Annotated in this window: 12 protein-coding genes; 6 read left to right on the top strand and 6 right to left on the bottom strand. The window is 56.9% G+C overall.

The window, feature by feature from the left end:
- Nucleotides 1-217 precede the first annotated feature (217 nt).
- The gene (locus YBN1229_RS15325; RefSeq protein WP_046478427.1) at nt 218-1,321 is read left to right on the top strand and encodes an efflux RND transporter periplasmic adaptor subunit; all 1,104 of its coding nucleotides are present in this window, start codon (nt 218-220) and stop codon (nt 1,319-1,321) included.
- Between the two features lie 32 nt (nt 1,322-1,353).
- Nucleotides 1,354-4,512: an efflux RND transporter permease subunit gene (locus YBN1229_RS15330; protein WP_046478426.1), complete on the top strand. Its 3,159-nt coding sequence runs from the start codon at nt 1,354-1,356 to the stop codon at nt 4,510-4,512.
- A 110-nt stretch (nt 4,513-4,622) separates the two neighbouring features.
- Here the strand turns inward: YBN1229_RS15330 and YBN1229_RS15335 are convergent, their stop codons facing one another.
- On the bottom strand, nt 4,623-5,213 hold the full coding sequence (locus YBN1229_RS15335) for a TetR/AcrR family transcriptional regulator (protein ID WP_046478425.1): 591 nt from the start codon (nt 5,211-5,213) through the stop codon (nt 4,623-4,625).
- Nucleotides 5,214-5,343: 130 nt separating this feature from the next.
- Here YBN1229_RS15335 and YBN1229_RS15340 point away from each other — a divergent pair, with 130 nt between their 5' ends.
- The 4 genes from YBN1229_RS15340 to YBN1229_RS15355 all read left to right on the top strand — a co-directional run bounded on the left by YBN1229_RS15340 (nt 5,344) and on the right by YBN1229_RS15355 (nt 11,341).
- Nucleotides 5,344-6,096 carry an SDR family NAD(P)-dependent oxidoreductase gene (locus YBN1229_RS15340; protein ID WP_046478424.1) on the top strand — a complete coding sequence of 251 codons (753 nt, stop codon included), beginning with the start codon at nt 5,344-5,346 and terminating at the stop codon, nt 6,094-6,096.
- A 334-nt stretch (nt 6,097-6,430) separates the two neighbouring features.
- Entirely contained in the window at nt 6,431-7,630 is a 1,200-nt protein-coding gene (locus YBN1229_RS15345; protein WP_046478423.1) for an efflux RND transporter periplasmic adaptor subunit, read from the top strand.
- The gene (locus tag YBN1229_RS15350) at nt 7,627-10,806 is read left to right on the top strand and encodes an efflux RND transporter permease subunit (RefSeq protein ID WP_046478422.1); all 3,180 of its coding nucleotides are present in this window, start codon (nt 7,627-7,629) and stop codon (nt 10,804-10,806) included. The genes YBN1229_RS15345 and YBN1229_RS15350 overlap by 4 nt, the downstream gene beginning before the upstream one ends.
- Before the next feature lie 217 nt (nt 10,807-11,023).
- Complete coding sequence (locus YBN1229_RS15355; RefSeq protein WP_046478421.1) at nt 11,024-11,341, top strand: PilZ domain-containing protein; 318 nt, start codon at nt 11,024-11,026, stop codon at nt 11,339-11,341.
- A gap of 93 nt (nt 11,342-11,434) precedes the next feature.
- Here the strand turns inward: YBN1229_RS15355 and YBN1229_RS15360 are convergent, their stop codons facing one another.
- From YBN1229_RS15360 to YBN1229_RS15380, 5 genes are all read right to left on the bottom strand, one after another.
- Nucleotides 11,435-14,566 (bottom strand): efflux RND transporter permease subunit, encoded by a 3,132-nt coding sequence (locus YBN1229_RS15360; RefSeq protein ID WP_046478420.1) that lies wholly within the window; start codon nt 14,564-14,566, stop codon nt 11,435-11,437.
- Nucleotides 14,567-14,623: 57 nt separating this feature from the next.
- Nucleotides 14,624-15,691, bottom strand: a complete 1,068-nt coding sequence (locus YBN1229_RS15365) for an efflux RND transporter periplasmic adaptor subunit (protein WP_052743989.1) — start codon at nt 15,689-15,691, stop codon at nt 14,624-14,626.
- A gap of 269 nt (nt 15,692-15,960) precedes the next feature.
- Nucleotides 15,961-17,739 carry a methyl-accepting chemotaxis protein gene (locus tag YBN1229_RS15370; RefSeq protein WP_152024995.1) on the bottom strand — a complete coding sequence of 593 codons (1,779 nt, stop codon included), beginning with the start codon at nt 17,737-17,739 and terminating at the stop codon, nt 15,961-15,963.
- On the bottom strand, nt 17,736-18,863 hold the full coding sequence (locus YBN1229_RS15375) for a protein-glutamate methylesterase/protein-glutamine glutaminase (protein WP_046478418.1): 1,128 nt from the start codon (nt 18,861-18,863) through the stop codon (nt 17,736-17,738). The genes YBN1229_RS15370 and YBN1229_RS15375 overlap by 4 nt, the downstream gene beginning before the upstream one ends.
- A gap of 15 nt (nt 18,864-18,878) precedes the next feature.
- Nucleotides 18,879-19,766 (bottom strand): CheR family methyltransferase, encoded by an 888-nt coding sequence (locus YBN1229_RS15380; RefSeq protein WP_244464913.1) that lies wholly within the window; start codon nt 19,764-19,766, stop codon nt 18,879-18,881.
- Between the last annotated feature and the right edge of the window lie 24 nt (nt 19,767-19,790).

Consider the following 19,790-nt stretch of genomic DNA (forward strand, 5'->3'; position numbering starts at 1 on the left):
TTTAAAGGTTAAATACTCTGAATGTGCGCGATGAACGCTTTGCACGTTCAACTTCCAAGTTCGCGAACATCTTAGCTAAGCGCAAAATATATCAGACCAACAAAGATATTTACTGGGTTGACCCGCCCGATGTACTCCGTAAGTTGGCTTCAATTACGGAGTATTGAGCTAAATGCTATGATAAAATTTTAGTCATAGTAGTCTTGGGAGAGACCAGTTGCTGAGGACGCTTGCAGGTATTGTCGCTGGACAGAGCTATAGAGTTCTAGCTTGCCTGTTTGTCACGGCGGTCTTCACACTTCCCACGAAAGGGCTGCATGCAGCAGATGCTGCCCCGGTGATCGTAGAAAGGGTTCGAGAAGTTCCACTCATCAGTAAGCTTGAGCTTTCCGGAACCGTGACCTCACGACGTGTCTCGCAACTTTCAACCGCCGTCCCAGGCTTGATCACGACGGTTCACTATGACGCCGGCGCACAGGTAAAAGCCGGAGAAGTCCTACTGGAGCTGGATCCCAAACTCGAACAGATTACGCAGGAACAGACGCTGGCTAATATCGCCGAGGCTGAAGCACAGCTGGCGGATGCCCATAGACGCCTAAAAATCGCGGAAGACCTGGCTACCAGGTCGCATGGGCCGCAGAATGCTGTCGACACGATCAAGACAGAGATCGCAATTCGCAAAGCCACGTTGGAACGGCTCCACGCCCAGCGCAATGCATCCGATGAGCGCCTTGTTCGACACGTTGTAAAGGCGCCATTCGCCGGAACCATCTCACGCAAACTGGCTGAAGCAGGTCAATGGGTCGTACCTGGAACAGCCGTTTTCGAACTGGTCGAAATGTCGGGCCTGCGGATCGAGCTGCCCGTCCCCCAACAGCATTTCGCGAAAATTGACGATGACATCGACATCAATCTGAACTTCGACGCCGTCCCAAATACCAATGTTCCAGCCCGCGTCGAAGCAATCATCCCAGTGAGCGATCCGACCGCACGTACATTTACCCTGCGGGTCATTCCTAAGACCGAGCGCAGCGACATCACGCCGGGGATGTCGGCGCGCGCAAGCATAAGCCTGCAAACGAATAGGAAGGGTCTCGTTGTCAGCCGCGACGCTCTGCTACGCCAACCTGATGGCCGCATCACGGTTTGGGTCGTCGAACCGAATGGCAAGGCAAATCTGGTTCGCGAACGGCGTGTCGAAATCGGTATTTCATTTGATGGGCTGACGGAGATTCGCTCCGGCCTCAAACTCGATGATCAGGTCGTTGTCCGCGGCAATGAATCATTAAATGAGGGACAAGCCGTTCGGCTCTCGAGCTGAACCGTGATCAGCGCCACGAAAGGATTGCCATCGTGTTCGAGGCCTTGATCAAGAGAGGCACGCTAACGGCAGTGATCACACTGATCGTTTGCGTTATAGGCATCGTAGCAACGATGCGCATTCCCGTGCAGATGATTCCGGACCTCGACGTAAGGACCGTCACCGTCGAAACCACTTGGTCTGGCGCGACACCGCAAGATATCGAGAAGGAAATTCTCATCGAGCAAGAGGAATACCTCCGCTCGATTCCAAGCCTCGAACGGATCATCTCGCGTTCATCGAGCGGCAGTGCGGAAATTGAACTTGAATTTCCCTACGACATCGACCTCAACGAAACGCTGATACGTATCAACAACGCGCTAAGCCAAGTCCCATCCTACCCTGAGAACGTTGACCAGCCGCGCATCTTCGCAAGTTCCTTCAGCGCAAACTCATTCATGTACTTGCGCGTCTCGCCGCTGGACGGGAATCCAAACCAGCTCGACATGGACATGATGCGCGACTTCGTCGACGACCACGTGCGGGTTCGTCTCGAAGGGGTGCCAAACGTTTCGCGCGTCAATATTGGTGGTGGCGCAGAAAAACAGGTTCAGATTCTCGTCAACGCCCCAGCTCTGGCAGAACGCGGGCTCACCCTCTCCGATGTTCGCAATGCGCTAGCCTCAAGAAACCGCGACACATCCGGCGGCGAAATCGAAAGCGGCAAGCGCCGGTACTTGTTACGCACCATAGGTCGCTTCGACGACTTGGAGTCACTCAAAGACCTGATCATCGTTCGCCGCGGCGACACGGTCACCAGACTCCGTGATGTGGCCGATGTGAGACTCGATCACTTCGAGATACGACAGCACGCTTACGTCAACGGCAAACCGATCATATTCCTTTCCATCCAACGGGAAGCCGGCTCCAACGTCATCGACATCAAAAAGCTGGTGCTCGAAGAAATGGAAGCGATAAACCGGAATGTGCTGAAACCCGCCGGTATGGCCCTGGAACTCACCGCCGACGACGTTGTGTACGTTGAAGCCTCAATCACGAATGTCTGGACGAACCTCGCCATCGGCGCGGTTCTCGCAACCCTCGTAATGTTTCTGTTCCTGCGCACCTTGTCGGGAACACTAATCGGCGTCATCGGCATTCCGATCTGTACGATCGCAGCCTTCCTCGGCCTTTTGCTATTCGGGCGCACCATCAACGTCATCTCGCTCGCAGGCGTTGCGTTTGCCATCGGCATGACAGTCGACAATTCCATTGTCGTGCTCGAAAGCATCGAATACGAGCGGCGGCGGGGCCTTGACCGAATGCAGGCAGCGATCGAGGGGGTACGCAAGGTTTGGCCCGCTGTGATCGCATCCACGATGACAACCGTGCTGGTGTTCGTCCCCATCGTCTTCATCGAGGAAGAAGCAGGGCAGCTTTACTCTGACATTGCGATTGCGGTCGCTGCGTCCGTATTGGCTTCGATGCTCGTAGCCATCACGGTGATCCCGACAGCCTGCGCACGCATCGACATTGCAGGAAAGAATAAGCAGACCGGGAGCATGCTCGAAGCGGGTTCAACCACGCTCGTCGGCTGGCTCGTGAAAAGCCGCGTACGCGCCGTGATGTGTATTGCGGTGATCACTGGATTGGGCACCGCCGTCATCACGTATTTGACTCCGCCCGCAGAATATTTGCCCGAGGGCGAAGAGCCAAAGGTCTTCGCCCGAATGAACGCACCGCCCGGCTACAATCTCGAAACGATGCACCAACTCGGCTTGGGATTGCAGACTGAACTCCTGCAGTACGTCAACGACGACCCTGAGCGTTTCAAGCGCGGCGAAGTCCCCTTCCCAGCTCTCAAATACGTTTTTTTGAGAGTGAATGCCGAAGGTCTTCGCATCATCGGTGAAACAGTCGATCCCGCTGATATAGAACCGTTTATGACGGCTATATCGGCCAAGTATCAGACCTACGCCGGTATGCAGGCCTTCGCCTCGCGAGGCTCAATCATTACCAGCAATGATGGGGGGACGCGGAGCGTCAGCCTCGATATTTCCGGCCCGAGGCTTGAAGACATTTTTGCGGTCGCCGCAGCCGCATACCGCCGAGCGGAGGAAGTCTTCAACAACCCACGGATTCAAGCCGATCCGCCTACGCTAACCCTCTCGCAGCCCCTCGTGGAAATACGGCCCAATTGGCAACGTGCTGCAGAGCTTGGCATGAACGCCAATGATCTCGGCTTTACCGTCGCAGCACTAACGGACGGCGCCTTTGCCGGATATTTCTATCAAGACGACGAGAAGATCGATCTCTACTTCTACGCGCACGATCCCTCCAACGTCGCCGTCGAAAATATCGAGAAGCTGCCCGTTTACACACCGCAAGGAACAATGGTGCCGCTGTCCGCACTCGCGGACGTACGCGAAACTGTCGATACGAGCACCATCCGGCGCATAAACGGAAGACGAACGGTGACACTCAACATCATCCCCCCGCCGTCCATTGCGCTTGAAACCGGCGTTGAAATCGTCGAGCGGGAAGTTGTCGACCATTTACGGCGGACCGGCCAAATTCCGCAGAACATTGCTCTCGACATCTCAGGGGCAAGCGACCAACTGGAACGCACGCGTGATGCGCTCTCCGGCAACTACGTGGTGGCCATCATCATCATCTATTTGTTGCTGGTCGCAGTCTTCAGCCACTGGGGCTATCCGATACTGATTATGACGACGATACCTCTCGGCATCGCAAGCGGCATTGTCGGGCTGGCGCTCATAAACTTGGCTGGCGCGGCCTTGCCTTCAATTGGACTGACGGGCTTCCATCAGCCCTTCGACATGATCTCGATGCTGGGCTTCCTGATCCTGATGGGAACAGTGGTAAACAACCCAATTCTTGTCGTGGACCGTACGTCATATAACGTTCGGGAGATGGGCATGGACGCGCGGCAAGCCGTCACTGAAGCGGTTCAATCCCGTATACGCCCCATCACAATGACAACCCTGACGACGATCATCGCCTTGGCGCCACTCGTCTTCATCCCCGGCGCCGGAACCGAGCTTTATCGCGGCGTTGGAGCGATCGTTCTGTTCGGGATTCTCGGCAGCACGATCGTCACCTTGACGTTCCTGCCGTCGCTCACAGCTCTTGTGTTTCAGTACATCCGCTCGCCGTCTACTGCGAGCGGCGCGGAGACCTCCAAAGCCTGATGACTATCGGCGCACCACCGGTGCGAGACGTTGCCCGCTTAAAAGCGTCGCAAGCGAATTTCGCGATGGCTTGAGATTTAGGAGTTGTCAGACTTGTACCAGCTAGCCGATCAGTCAGGCCACGCCTTCAATGACATCTCCACCACGTTCAGGAGATCCGCGTGCGACGCGCCACCTGACGCTTGAACCGACATGCCCTGAACAACCGTCTCCACATAGCGTGCAAGAGAAGCCGGATCGCTTTCAGGCGACAAGTCACCCTCCACTTTGGCCCGTTCAAGTCGTGCGCGAAGCGCTGTTTCACTGGCGGACCGGCGTGAGCACAGCTCATCCTTGATGGACTGTGCGGCTTCACCACACGACAAAGCGCCCTGGACGGCAAGACAACCACGTGGGTTACAGGGATCCGTCAAGCTCTTGGCTGCGCTTGTAAGGAGTCGCTCAACCACGGCGCGGGCGGTGGGCTCTTCCAATGCGGCACGTTGGAGTGCACCCGGCCCGGTCTCGACATAACGGTCCAAGGCGAGGCGGAATAACTCCTCTTTGTTGCCGAACGCGGCATAGAGGCTCGGGCGATTGATGCCCATGGCCTCGGTTAGATCGGACAAAGACGTTCCTTCATAGCCCCGACTCCAGAAAACGTGGAGAGCCTTATCTAGCGCTTTGTCAGTATCGAATTCTCTCGGACGGCCTTTCTGCACCGCTCTTCTCCTTTCTTGAACGAACCCCCTATACCATTAACATACTCATCGATACAAATAGTGATTGACAGCCCGGATGCCAGACCTATATGTGTACCGCACAGTACAAATATAGAGCACGAGGCATACAATGTCACATTCCCTCAAAGGTAAGGTTGCTCTTGTCACAGGAGCATCTCGCGGAATCGGCGCAGCAGCGGCATACGCACTCGCCGACGAAGGCGCCCACGTCGCAATCAGTTACGCAGCCTCAGCAGACAAGGCTGAGGCCGTCGTTCGCGAACTTGAAAAGAAAGGTGTCAAGGCCGCAGCTTTCAAGGCTGACCAAGCCAATCCCACAGAGGCGGCTGGTCTCGTAAAGGCTGTCGTCGACAAATTTGGTCGCCTGGACATCCTCGTCAACAACGCCGGTGTGTTCGTGACCGGTGCGGTCGGCGACGACGCGAACAATGACTACAACGCACTTGATCGCCAGCAGGCCATCAACGTGAACGGCGTTGTTGCGGCCATTCGCGAAGCATCCAAAGTCCTAAGCGATAACGGCCGGATCATCACAATCGGGTCCGCCATTGCAACGCGCGTCGGCTTTCCAAATCTCGCCGACTACGCGGCGACGAAGGGCGCTATCGTTGGTTACACAAAGGGCATCGCGCGCGACCTCGCATCGCGCAACATCACAGTCAACGTGGTGCAACCCGGCGCTGTTGATACGGACATGAACCCGGCGGACGGTGATTTTGCCAGTCACCTTAATGCCGTGACGGCCCTCGGTCGGTACGGTCGCCCGGAAGAAATCGCAGCAGGCGTAGCATTCCTCGCAAGCCCAGCGGCTTCGTATGTAACCGGCACCGTCCTGACAATCGACGGGGGTTACACAGCCTAATTCCCTAAGCCGCCCCCAACCACTTCTGGAGGATCCGGCACTCAGCCAAGTGTCCTGACCTACCGCCTCTCACATCACTTGCACCCATGTCCCGGCGTGCCGAACGACAGCGACCTCCGCTGACGCTCGACACACCGAACGGGGAACTGTTGCCCGACAGCAGCCAATCAAAAAGTCACAGGAGGCAGTCATGAGCCGCAATCAATTCCTGCTCCGCGTCTTCGCCGGTGAAGCCGTTCTCATCGTCTTGTTCAGCGTCCTCATCCTAGGCAGCAGCTGAAACAGAACGCTCGCTGCCACAACAACAAACGGTCCCAAACGGAGCCCATAAGAGATGATCCGATCCCCCGCCTTTATAGCCCTAGGGCTTGCCTTCCTCGTGGCCATCGCGATGGTGCTTGCTGGCTGCGACCTCAACGAGACCAAAACCGCCGCCGCATCCCCTGCGCCACCGCAGGTCGTCGCTGTAGCGCCGACAGTCAAAAAAATCACCGAGTGGGACGAATACACAGGACGGTTCACCGCCGTTGAAAGTGTCCAGGTCCGAGCGCGTGTAAGCGGCTACCTCACCGCCATTCACTTCAAGGATGGCCAGCTCGTAAAAGAGGGTGACTTGCTGTTCACGATCGATCAGCGCCCCTTCAAACTGGCAGTCGCATCCACGCAAGCCGATGTCGGGGCTGCGGAAGCCGCACTGGAATTCGCTCGCCAGGAACTGTCTCGCGCGGCAGCGTTGCGTCCGTCGCAGACCGTACCTGAGCGGCTTTATGACGAGCGCGCGTCAGGCGTCCGGCAGGCCGAAGCACGCGTCCTCACCGCGAAAGCTGCGTTGGACCGCGCGCTGCTCGACCTGGAGTTCACGGAAATCCGTGCACCCGTTTCTGGGCGCATCGACAGTCATAGGGTCGACGTCGGCAACTTGATCGGCGGCGGCGGAATTGACGCCACGGTTCTCACTGACATCGTGTCTCTGGACCCCATCCACGTGGTTTTCGACGTCGATCAGAACGCATACCTGAAATACGTCCGCGCCGCGCGGAATGGCACGCGGCCAAGTTCACGCGAAGCCCCCAACCCAGTTCAAATTGCACTGCCAGACGATAAGGGATTTCCCCATTCCGGAACCATGGACTTTCTGTCCAATCAGGTGGATCGGGCAAGCGCAACGGTTCGGGCGCGCGCCATCGTGAGTAACCAGGATCTCGTCTTCACTCCTGGACTGTTCGCACGCGTTAAGCTTATCGCGAGCGGTGCTTACGATGCCGTGTTGATCCCAGGCGAAGCCATCGCCACCGACCAAGCTTCCCGCGTCGTCTACGTCGTTAAAAATGGCAAGGCCGAACTGCGCAATGTCACGCTAGGGCCCATCGTCGACGGCCTACGCGTCATTCGCACCGGCATTACGCCCAGCGATGTTGTGGTGACCTCCGGCCTGCAGCGCATTCGAGCCGGCCAGGAAGTCGCCATCAGCTCTACCCCCTCCGAGCCCGATATCAAAACTGCTCGCATTACCTCTGAGGAGATCGCCCGATGAGACTCGGTCGCTACTTCATTGATCGGCCGGTATTCGCGATCGCCTTGTCGATCGCTACCCTGATCATCGGAGCCGTCGCCGCAAGCCGGCTCCCAATTTCCCAGTACCCAGAAGTTATTCCGCCAACAGTGACGGTGTCGGCTCAATACCCCGGCGCCAACGCTAAAACGATTGCCGACACGGTCGCGACGCCAATTGAGCAAGAAGTGAACGGCGTCGACGACATGCTCTACATGCAGTCTCAATCAACTCAGGACGGTCGCCTCAGTCTCACTGTGACATTCCGCATCGGAACCGATTTGGACAAAGCGCAGATGCTGGTTCAGAACCGCGTTGCACTCGCCGAACCTCGCCTTCCCGAGGTCGTTCGGCGCATCGGCGTCACGGTAGAGAAAAACTCACCCGATTTCCTTCTTGTTGCCCAGCTCATTTCTCCCGATAATAGCCGCGACCAGCTCTATCTATCCAACTACGCGACCCAACGAATTGTCCCGGTTCTCAGCCGGTTGTCCGGCATCGGCAGCGTCCAGATCCTGGGTGCACGCGACTACGCAATGCGCGTGTGGTTGGACCCTGACAAAGTCGCTGAAATGGGCTTGTCGGCATCGGAAGTTGTAGAAGCTTTGCGCGCCCAGAACGTACAGGTTGCAGGCGGCGTTCTCGGCCAGCCGCCAGTTCCGACGGATCGCGCCTTTCAACCGTCTTTGACTGTCCAAGGCCGCTTCATCGAACCCCAAGAGTTCGAGCAAATCATTGTCAAGCGCACAGACGGCGGCCGTGTCGTGCGTCTGCGCGATATCGCACGGACCGAACTCGGTGCCCGCAACTACGGCACTAATGCCTACATCAACGACACTCCCGTGGTCGCGCTGCTCGTCTTCCAGCGACCCGGCACCAACGCGCTCGATGCCTCGACGTCTATTCAATCGACGATGGCGAAATTGGCGGAAGGTTTTCCATCCGGTGTCGATTATCGGATGACCTATAACCCAACCGAATTCTTCGTCCGGACATCCATCGAAGCGTTGGAACACACCATCTACGAGGCCATCGCCCTCGTCGTCTTCGTGGTCATCCTCTTCTTGCAAAGCGGAAGAGCCACGATCATTCCGCTTCTGGCTATTCCAGTATCTCTTGTTGGAACGTTCGCCGTCATGGCGGCGCTCGGTTACACCATCAATACCCTGACACTGTTCGCATTGGTGCTGGCCGTTGGCATCGTTGTCGACGACGCCATCGTCGTTGTCGAAAACGTCGAACGCTATCTACGCGAGGGATTGTCACCCAAGGAAGCTGCGCGCAAGACCATGGACGAAGTGGGCGGGGCACTGATTTCAATCGCACTCGTGCTGACGTCGGTGTTCGTTCCAACCATGTTCCTCGAAGGCATCTCTGGTGAGTTCTTCCGGCAGTTTGCCGTAGTGATCGCAGTCGCGACGTTGATCTCGGCGTTCAACTCGCTGACCTTGAGTCCTGCCCTAGCTGGGTTGCTTCTCAAAAAGCACGACACCCATACGCGCCGTCCGAGTATCTTGGCCAGACTGCTTCAGCCCCTCATCAACGGCTTCAATACTTTCTTCGACAAGTTGGCTTCCGGATACGCCGCACTAACGCGACAAGCGATCCGCAGGACGGGTTTCATGTTGGTGCTCTACGCGGGATTGATCGCGGCGGCTGTCTGGGCGTTCGTCCAGGTTCCGCGCGGCTTCGTCCCCGCTGCGGACCAGGGTTATCTCATTGCCTTGGTTCAGTTGCCGCCAGGCGCATCCTTGCAGCGGACAGACGACATCGTTCGCGAAGTGGGAGCCCGCTCCCGCCAAATTTCAGGAGTGGAGTGGGCACACATGTTCCCAGGCCAAAATCTGGCAACCGGAACACAGAGCAGCAGCGCTGGCGTGGTCTTCGTCCAGCTGGAGGATTTTAAAAAACGCCATGACAAATCAAAATCCGCAACGGCAATCCAAGCCGAGCTGAACAAGCGTTTCGCCGATATCGCAGGTGCCCAGATTACAATCATCGCACCTCCGACGATCCGTGGCATTGGCGCATCCGGCGGCTTCTCATTGCGGGTGCAGGATCTCAACAACCATGGCTCTGTAGCGCTCGAAGATGCCACCCAGAAACTGTTGGCTGCGCTCAGGGCGGATCCTCGAATTGCGTTTGCGTTCACGCCGTTCAACGCGTCGGCGCCGGAGTACTTCTTCGACATCGACCGCACGCAAGCTGAGATGCTCGGCGTCGCCGTAGCAAGCGTCCACGAAACCCTCGAAACCTATCTCGGCAGCAGCTACGTCAATGACTTTAACCTCTCCGGACGCACGTATCAGGTAATCGCCCAGGCGGAGGGCCGGAACCGTCTCGATATCGAGCAAATTAGCAGGCTCAAAACGAAGGGCGACTCCGGTGCGATGGTTCCGCTGGGGTCGATTGCGACCTTCAAGACCCAAGCCGCACCCGATCGCGTGCCACGCTATAACTTGTTCCCAACCGCTGAAGTCATTGGGTCCGCAGTCCCGAATGTAAGTTCTGGCGCCGCACTCGATCTGGTGGAGGAAATCGCAGCAAAGACCTTATCGAGCGATTACGCCATCGAATGGACCGAGCTGTCCTATCAGCAGCGTTTGGCCGGAGGCGGTATTGTGATCTTCCTCCTGAGCGTGGTCTTCGTCTACCTCGTCCTGGCCTCACAATACGAAAGCTGGTCGTTGCCACTTGCCGTCATCCTGATCGTTCCAATGTGCTTACTCTCAGCAATCGGCGGCGTGATGTGGATGGGCCAGGACAACAACATTCTGACGCAGGTGGGCCTCGTTGTTCTCGTTGGCTTGGCCGCAAAGAACGCAATCCTGATCGTCGAGTTTGCACGTGACCTCGAAGCTCATGGCCAATCCATTGACGATGCCGTCGTGGAGGCTGGCCGCTTGCGGTTGCGTCCGATCTTGATGACATCGCTGGCGTTCATTCTCGGCGTTGTGCCACTGATGATCGCTGAAGGTGCCGGCGCAGAACTACGCCACGCCATTGGTACAGCGGTATTCTTTGGGATGCTCGGCGTCACCGTATTCGGCCTGTTCTTTACGCCGGTCTTCTACGTGACGGTGCGCCGTCTGCTCACCCGCAGACAAGCAACAAATCAAAGCCAAGGATCAATCTCTGCTGATCCCGTGCACACCTAGAAAGAACACAATGATCATGCGCCGCGCTGACGGAAGAAGATGCCGATAGCGCGGCGCAAAGAGATAAATCGCTGCCTAGAAAAGGGACATCTGCGCACAAATTAATAAAACTAGAAATCTGCAATTCGATTATCCGATTTTAAATGAGTGACAGCTAAAGTATGAGGGATTTCTGTCATCTAGAGCAATTGTCCCGAAAAGGCTGGTGTATCGCCCCATGAACGAACACCGAAAATCCCGTAGAACCCACACTAAGAAGCTGGCCAAGATTGTCTTTGACGACGGCCGCACTCCCGTGAATTGCATCATACTCGACACGTCAGAAGGCGGCGCGCGCCTTCTTATGGAAAGCAATGAGGAGCTTCCTGACCAATTTTTTCTGTTCAGAAGAGCTGAGTTGTCACTTCGCGAAGCCACCGTCGTCCGCCGTGCCTATAAAACGGTGGGTGTCCGGTTGTCGGAACCGCTTTCCGCAAACAGCGAACGTGCACGCGCCTTAAAACACCTGAAGGACCTTTCCCCCGTCTTCACGTGACGTCCGATACCATAACCATAAGATCGCGGCCTCTAGCGAACAGATCGTTAGAGGCCGCAATGGTTTTGAAAATGCTTGATGCGTCCTCTAACGCTACTGCGGCGCCGATTTCAACTCCTCCACCAGCAAGCGCGTTTCATCAGCCCGCGGTTTTGAAAACGGCGCCAGTATCCGAAATGTAATCGGCGTCAGGAAGAGCGTGAAGATCGTCGCAAACCCCAAGCCGCCGATAATCACCCAGCCCAAAGCCAAACGCGACTCCGCACCGGCACCCGTCGCGAATATCAGGGGGAGCGCACCCAAGACGGTCGACGCCATCGTCATCATCACGGGACGCAACCGGGTCGTCGCCGCATCACGGATCGCAGTATCGACGTCCGCGCCTTCATCCCGGCGCTGGTTTGCGAATTCAACAATCAGAATACCATTCTTCGCCATCACACCCACGAGGAGAACGAGCCCAATCTGGCTATAAACATTGAGCGTCCCACCCGTGAGCTGGATAGCGAAGACCGCAGCCGCCAAGCCAAATGGAACGGTCAGGAGGATGACGAGCGCGCTGACAATGCTCTCAAACTGAGCCGCCAGAACTAGGAAGACAATGATAAGCGCTATTGAGAAAACCAGTGCCGTGTTTTCGCTAGTTTCCGATAGTGTCCGTGCTTCACCGAGCAGGATAATTGACATGTTCGGATCCATAAGCGGAGCAGCCACCGTTCGCATCGTTGTCACCGCGTCACCGAGCACGACATCCTGATTCAACGACGCGGTGATCGGCACGGACCGTTGTCGATCCTCACGGCTTAAGCTTGGAGCAATAGCCACCTCCTCCATTGTTACAAGGGAGGACAAGGTGATGAAGCTACCATCCGATGCTTTGACGAAAAGATTTTCAAGGTCCGAAGGATCATTGATCGGGCGCCCACCCGCCTTGACCTGCACTTCAACGATCTCATCGTCAATGAAGAGATCCGCCGCCTTGCCATAGTCCACCATCGTGTTGATCAGGCTTGTGATGGTGTCGATCGACACGCCGAGCGTCGTCGCCGCCTCGCGGTTGATGCGAACGGAAAGCTGCGGTTGCGTGGTGTCGTAATCAGTCCGCGCGTTACGAAAGCCGGGCGTCTCAGAAAGTTTGTTTGCAATCTTAAGAGCGACGTCGGCAAGCCGGTCATAGTTCGGCCCTGCAACCGCAAACCTCAGGCCCTGCCCGCCACCACGAATACCAAGACTGTTTGGTGACAACAGTGAAACCGTTATACCCGGTATGGATGCGAAGCGGCGTTGAAGCTCAGCTTGTATCTCCTGCTGGCTACGTGATCTCTCCGACCAAGGCGCGAGCGGGGCAATCACAAAAGCCCGATTCACCCCACCGCGACCGATCATCGCCAACACATCGGTCACTTCTCCACGATCCTTGAGTTCGTGAAGAACGGCCTCGACGCGCTCTGTCTTCTGCGCTGAATACTGGAGATTGCTGCCTTGCTGCGTCCCAAGACGGATAAGCACAACGCCACGATCCTCCGTCGGCGTGATCTCCTTAGGCAAGTTCTCGTACGCAAGCCAGCCCAGCGCAGCAAAGCCGAGGCAAAGTGCAATGAAGAGATAACGCAACTTCAAACATAGATTGAGAATTGCACCGTAAGCGGCGGCCCCCAGCGCTCCCATGCCTCCCAACAGGCCTTTGCGTGTTTCTCCATCAGAGATCGAGACCCCGGTTCCAAGCTTCGATGCCAACATCGGGCAAAGGATCAACGCCACCGCAGACGAAATCGTCACCGCGAAGGCCAGCACAAATCCGAACTCGGAGAACAGGTTGCCCACGATGCCCGGCATGAACGAAATGGGCACAAACACAGCCGCGAGCGTCGCCGTGGTGGAAAGCACGGCGAAGACGATCTCCTTCGTTCCAAGAACCGCGGCCGCGCGAGGACCTGCGCCCATCGCTCGCCGTCTGGCTATGTTTTCAAGAACCACAATAGCGTCGTCGACAACGAGGCCCGTCGCGACTACGAGCGCCAAAAGCGTCAGTAGGTTTATCGAAAACCCTGCCATCCATATCGCGGCTAACGTTCCGATAAGCGATACAGGGATCGCCAACGCTGGCGCCACCGTCGCACGCACCGACTGCAGAAAGGCAAAAATGATCAAGATCACAATTGCCGTCGCCAACAAAAGGCTGATGAAAACTTCCGAGATGGACTCACGTATGAACGTCGCGTCATCAGACGTGATCGCGATGGTCACGCCTTCGGGCAATGATTTGCGAAGCTCTTCGACCGCGGCGCGCACACCATCGGAGATTCGGATCGTGTTCGCTTGCGCCTGACGGATGATCTCCATTCCGATGGCGGTTTCCCCATTGAGACGGGTCACGGCGGTCGCCTCTTGAAACGCCCACCGGACAAAGGCAACGTCGCCAACCTTCGTGTGTGAATTGATCTCTAAGGCGCTCACATCTGTTGGAGACATAACGGGCGCTTCCGCACGAACGAGAAGCTGCTGCGTCTCGTTTTCAAGAGCACCTGATGGCGTGACCACAGAAGCTTTGTTGATCGCGGCGATGAGATCCTGAAGGCTTAAGCCACGTCCCGCCAGAGCGACGAGCGACGCCCTCACCTCGATGGTCTTGGCACGTAAGCCGTAGGAGTTGGCAGCCGCGACGCCCTCAACGGCAGCAAGACGATCCTCGATGATGTTTTCGACGTAGTCCGTAAGCTCACTTTCGGAAAGCGTCGTCGAAGAAACGGCTATCCGAATGATCGGCGAAGCATCCGAGTCAGCTTTAATCACGCGGGGTTCTTCATCCATATCGTCGGGCAGTTGATTGGTGATCCCGGCAACGGCATCACGCACGTCCATCGCCGCAGTTTCCATATTCGTCTCACTGGAGAACTCGATGGAAACGCGGCTCGAGCCGTACGAGGACGTTGACGATATGCCGGTAATCCCCTGCACCCGAGACACAGCACTTTCGATGATCGCCGTGATTTGAGCATCCATACTTTCCGGTGTTGCCCCGGGATAACTCGCGCGCACCGTAACGACGGGACGGTCAACGTCAGGAAGCTCGCGAATTTCGATAGATTGCAGAGCCGCGACACCGGCAATGATGATCAACAGATTGACCACCAAGGCGAGAATCGGCCGGCGAATAAAGACGCCAACCCATCCCCCATCATCCGGTTTCGAGCTTGATTGCGAGCCTTCGGGCGCAGCGGTCATCGTCTGAATTCCAAAGTTGTTCCGAGGGAAGCGTTCACGACACCAGGAAGGCGCTCGTTAGGAGTTTTGCGGATTGACGGTTTGTCCCGCGCGCAGAAAGCCACCGCCTTCATGCACAACTTTATCGCCGGCCTCGAGATCGGCCTCGACAAGCACGCGGCCGCCGTTACGTGCAAGGATTACGGCATCGACGCGTTCGACGGTGTTCTCCCCAGTCAAGCGCCAGACAAATGCACCCGCGCGATCCCATTGAATCGCGAGACCAGGAAGCTCTGGAGCCTCTTCGCCAGGGAGGCGGATGCTGACAGAAAAGGTTGACCCCGGGATGAGGGAAAGATCTGTATTCGGGATTTCGGCGCGGACCCGCAATGTCCGTGAAACTGGGTCGAGGCGCGTACCCACAGCCTGTACTTTGCCATTGGAAACATCACCTGTTCGCGCGATCGGGTTGGCCCGAACCGGCAACCCAATCTTGACCGAGGACGCGACCGCTTCCGGCACCGTGAATTCGATGATCAAGGTAGATCGATCGTCGATCGTGGCGATCGCATCACCAACAGCAACGTAATCACCAGGTTGCAAGTTCGTCAGTCCCATGACACCTGCAAAGGGAGCCCGGATGGTCATCTGATCGAGCTGGTAACGCGCCGCGCGTAGCGCAGCATCGGCGACTTTGAGCGCGGTTTCAGCCTCCGACTTCGCCACGCGGGTAATGGAACCGGAACTGAGCTGATTGTATCTTTCGACGGTATCAAATGCCTGGGCGCGCTGAGCCTCGGCTGTTTCAACGGCAATAGCCTCCGGCTCCGATAAGAGCTTTAATAGAGGCTCGTCCGCTGAGACCTTGGACCCACCTTCAAAAAATACATCCGACACCACACCAGCCACCCGAGCCGTAAGCGTCACTTCCTGACGTGCGCGGCTTGACCCGACTGCGGCAACACGGTCATTGCGTGGCCGCATAGACACGTCGACAAACGTGATTGCCGGAGGTTCATCCCCGCCGCGACGGCGTTGCGCTTCGGCAGGCGGAGCGAAAAACGAGGCCGCCAACAAGAAGACGGCGGCCGTATAAATCACGTTCTGCCCGTAACCACGAGTAGAACCAGGAAAAATCCCAATCATCCGGTGACCCTCAAGGTGTGCCCTATTGCGCGGTACTAGTCGCCGAGACACGACCAACCGTCAATTCAAACAGCACAACGAGAAAGCCCGGCAAAATCCGTTGCACGCATCATCACGATGAATTGTGCAACGGATACGGAGCGTGTAAATCCACGCTTAGGACAACAGAAAATACGGAAGGGACCCCGGGGCCTCGATTTACTCACCCCAGCGACATGCGGGCGATCTGAGCAGGCACCGTCAGCGTGGTGCGAGGGTGTTCCCGCCTGTTAAAAGAAAATGTCGTCGAGGCTCGTTTCCAGCTCCAACGGTGCGGTGACGGCCTGACTATCCGGAGCCGCACCCAACAATAGATCATGCAAGCGACGCTCACTGTCCATCGTATAACGGGCGCGCAACTTACCCATGAAGGCCTGATCGAACCCGGAAGCTGCCGTCTTCTGAACATTTGTCGGAGCAATCACCTGGAATTCGCGCAGAACCGCCCGCCAGGTGTCCGCAAACTCACGACGTCCGGAAACGCTTCGAATTGTTTCATCCAAAAGAGAAATCGTCCGAGGCCCAGCGGACGACATCGTCTCTACGCATGCCCGCATGCGGCCAACGGCCGTTTCAAACAACGCGATAGCGTCCCGTGCGCCTTGGCCGAGAGCCGAGGCGTTATCAGCCGCCGCTGCCGAACGTCGTTCAACGAGTCGCTGCGCGAGCATATCAACCTCAGCCAACTCGGTCATAATCGACTCCGCCGCTTCCACCGTCGCTTCCGCCAGAGAACGCAGGTTCTGTGCCACAACCATCAATGCATCACCCTGATCCCCCAACTGACTGCACTGAATAACAGTGTTGAGGCTGAGCATACGGATGCGCAGCTCGATATCGCGGATAGTCTCGACGTGTTCAGCCATTGCCGCCACCATCGCACCAACCGATTTCGCAACTTCTCCGGTAATTTTCTGTAAGCCAGCATGCGTCTTCTCAAAATCGTCGAACAAAACGCAGATTTCGCGAAGGTCGTCGATCAACGCCGCCAAGGCCGTACCACTCTTTGAAAACAGCTGCTCTGCTTCTTCGCTGTTCTCCCTCAAAACCGCGGCCGTATCTTCTGCAAGCTGGCCGAGTATCTGTGCGAGTCCCGCGACTTGTTCATCAAAGTCCGAAATAGCTTCATCCAGTTGCTCAGCTTGAATACCGAGAACTACGGAAATGGTATTGGAACCAAGTGTCGGATCGCTAGCCGACTTCTCCGTGTCGTTGGAATAGTCGTCAAGCATACCCAGCGCTTCTTCAATATGCTCCACGCGTTGGCGCGTAATATCCCCGATCTGAAGAGCTGCGACAGCCTCTCCTACTCGTGCCGTGAGACGGCTGAGAGAGGCGGCATGATCTCCGGCCTTATCCGCGGCTCTCGAACGGTGCTGTGTAAGGATAGAAAGATGTTCGCTCAATTTGCCCGAGACATGATTGAGCGTCGCTTCGTGCCGAACAGCAAAAGCAGCATTCGCCGAACGAGCGACTGCAAGACCAGCTCCTAGTCCCTCGAATGAACGGGAAAATGCGGAAACGGCACCTTCGACGCTGCGGCCTAATTCGGCCATATCCGTTGTGGAAGCGTCAAACGTCCCATGTGCGCCCTTGATCCCCGCAGCGACGACACGCGCGTTGACCGCAATAAAGCGGATGGCACGCACCGCCTCCCGCAAATCGGTGAGAGGCTTTTTCACGCGTCCGGCAGTGCTCGTCAGCTGAACAATATCGTCCTGCTCGGCAGAGTGCGCCACCACCAACTCTGCCAACTGCTCGCGAATTGCCTCCAGCATCTCGATGGCGGACTCAAACTCTGCGCTCTGCAGTTCCGCAGGCATATTCTCATGGGCGTCAGCGATTTGGCGCAGCTGACTTGTGCAGCCAATCAGCCTCCCACCCATCTCGGTAAAGGTCTGCTCAATCGTATCGCGCGGCTCCGCAAGCTGTTTCCTCTTCCCAGCAAATGAGACCGCTCGCGGGTCGAACGACGAGGCTGACACAGCTAGATTCTCAGACTTACTCACGATGCACACGCCTCCGGGCTACGCCGGACGTCCTCTGTAATCTGACGGGCTATACGATCTAGGGGTAAAATCTTTTCGGCCGCGCCCAACGCGATCGCTTCTTTCGGCATTCCGAATACGACGCAGGTCGCCTCATCCTGCGCGACTGTGCGCGCACCGGCAGAGCGCATTTCCAGAAGTCCATGCGCACCATCATCACCCATCCCCGTGAGCAAAATGCCCATCGCGTTCGCCCCCGCGGCCTGGGCCGCAGACCGGAACAGGACGTCTACAGATGGCCGATGCCGTGACACGTGCGGACCATCTTTGATGACGACCCGGTATTGCTTCCCAAGCCGCTCCAGCAACATATGATGATTGCCAGGTGCGATAAGAGCGCGACCGGGAATGACGGGATCCCCCGTTTCGGCTTCTTTGACCGCAATCCGGCAAAGTCCATCAAGCCGCTCGGCGAAAGATGCCGTAAACCGCTCCGGCATGTGCTGAACGATGACGATGCCAGGACAATCCACAGGCAGAGCCGTCAGAACCGCCCGCAAAGCTTCCGTCCCGCCGGTAGAAGCCCCGATAGCAATGATCCTATCGGTGATCAAACCGGGCCGTTTGCGCAGGGTAACGTGGGGAATGATCGCATCCGCTGTAAGCTTCTTCTCGATCTTGACCGGCTGAACAACACGCCGCCGGACACCAATCCGGGCATGAGCGGCGGCGCGGGCCACGTCACAGATACGCATCCGTGAATCAGAAAGCGCCTGCGCCGTATCAACGCGCGGCTTTGTAATGACATCGACGGCACCGGCTTCGAGTGCCTGCATGAACGCCGTCGAACCCTCAGCCGTCAGCGTTGAGCAGATCACGACCGGAATAGGTCGCTGAGCCATAATTCGGCGCAGGAATGTGAGGCCATCCATGCGCGGCATTTCAATGTCCAGGAACATGACATCGGGAATCTCATCGCGCATGCGCTCGGCCGCCTTATAGGGATCCGACGCCGTTGCCATAACTTCGAGATCCGGTGCGCTCGATATGATGTCGGAAAGAGCACGCCGCACGGTGGCGGAGTCATCGACAATAAGAACCCGAATTTTCTCCGATGACGCCGACTTGGCCAATCTGTCGAGCATCAACCCCTCCCCCGCTCACGCATCATATTGGAATACGCCTGGCGCCCACTGACGCAGGGACATATTAGTGCCAATCATTGATTCGGAATGACCGAGAATAATGAAGCCGCCTGGACGTAAATGCCCCATGAGCCGGCGCACCACAGCTTCCTGTGTCGCCTTTTCAAAATAGATGAGCACATTGCGCAGGAAGATGACGTCCACATCCCGATCGATGGAATAGCGGTCATCCATAAGGTTGAGTTTACGGAACTGTACCCGGCGGCGTAGCTCCGGAACCATTCGGACGTCCCTCGTGTGGGAAGGAGAGCGCCCACGCATAAGATAGCGCTCCTGAAATTCCGGCGGCACCGGCACCACCATCTCGGCGGGATAGACAGCTAGATCAGCCGCAGCCAAAATGCGCGTAGAGATATCCGTCCCAAGAACGGCAAAATCAAACGCCTTCGTTTGCTCGGCCAAGTTCGCCATCACCATCGCAATGGTATACGCTTCAGCGCCGTTCGAACTGGCGGCACTCCAGAACTTGAGCCTCGGCCTTCCACCCCTCGGACGCCGCGCAAGAAGTGATGGTAAGAGTTTATTTTCCAGAACTTTAAAATGCTCAGGCTCACGGAAGAAATCCGTCTTGTTTGTTGTCACGGCATCAATGACGTGGACAAGTTCCGTGGCGAGCCCGTTCTGGTCAAAGAGAAATCGGCAATAGGCCGTAAGGCTTGGGTGACCCAATGTACGCATGCGCTTACGCAAGCGCCCCTCAACCATAAGCCGCTTAGCATTCGGCAACTTGATGCCCACCTTGCCGCTGATAAGCGACGCGATGCGACGAAAATTCGCCTCGCTCAAGCGGTCATAGCCCAGCGCTTCCTCCGCTGGGTCTTCAAGAAGCAAAGCCTGTGACACGACAACCCCCGAAAGTCTGGAACT

Origin of the sequence: Candidatus Filomicrobium marinum (genome assembly GCF_000981545.1) — a bacterium.
GTDB lineage: Bacteria > Pseudomonadota > Alphaproteobacteria > Rhizobiales > Hyphomicrobiaceae > Filomicrobium > Filomicrobium insigne.

What these genes read in the sequence shown, in the direction of transcription:
- YBN1229_RS15340 (WP_046478424.1), top strand. Translation starts at nt 5,344, where the DNA reads ATGTCACATTCCCTCAAAGGTAAGGTTGCTCTTGTCACAGGAGCATCT.
- YBN1229_RS15345 (WP_046478423.1), top strand. Translation starts at nt 6,431, where the DNA reads ATGATCCGATCCCCCGCCTTTATAGCCCTAGGGCTTGCCTTCCTCGTG.
- YBN1229_RS15350 (WP_046478422.1), top strand. Translation starts at nt 7,627, where the DNA reads ATGAGACTCGGTCGCTACTTCATTGATCGGCCGGTATTCGCGATCGCC.
- YBN1229_RS15355 (WP_046478421.1), top strand. Translation starts at nt 11,024, where the DNA reads ATGAACGAACACCGAAAATCCCGTAGAACCCACACTAAGAAGCTGGCC.
- YBN1229_RS15360 (WP_046478420.1), bottom strand. Translation starts at nt 14,566, where the DNA reads ATGACCGCTGCGCCCGAAGGCTCGCAATCAAGCTCGAAACCGGATGAT.
- YBN1229_RS15365 (WP_052743989.1), bottom strand. Translation starts at nt 15,691, where the DNA reads ATGATTGGGATTTTTCCTGGTTCTACTCGTGGTTACGGGCAGAACGTG.
- YBN1229_RS15375 (WP_046478418.1), bottom strand. Translation starts at nt 18,863, where the DNA reads ATGCTCGACAGATTGGCCAAGTCGGCGTCATCGGAGAAAATTCGGGTT.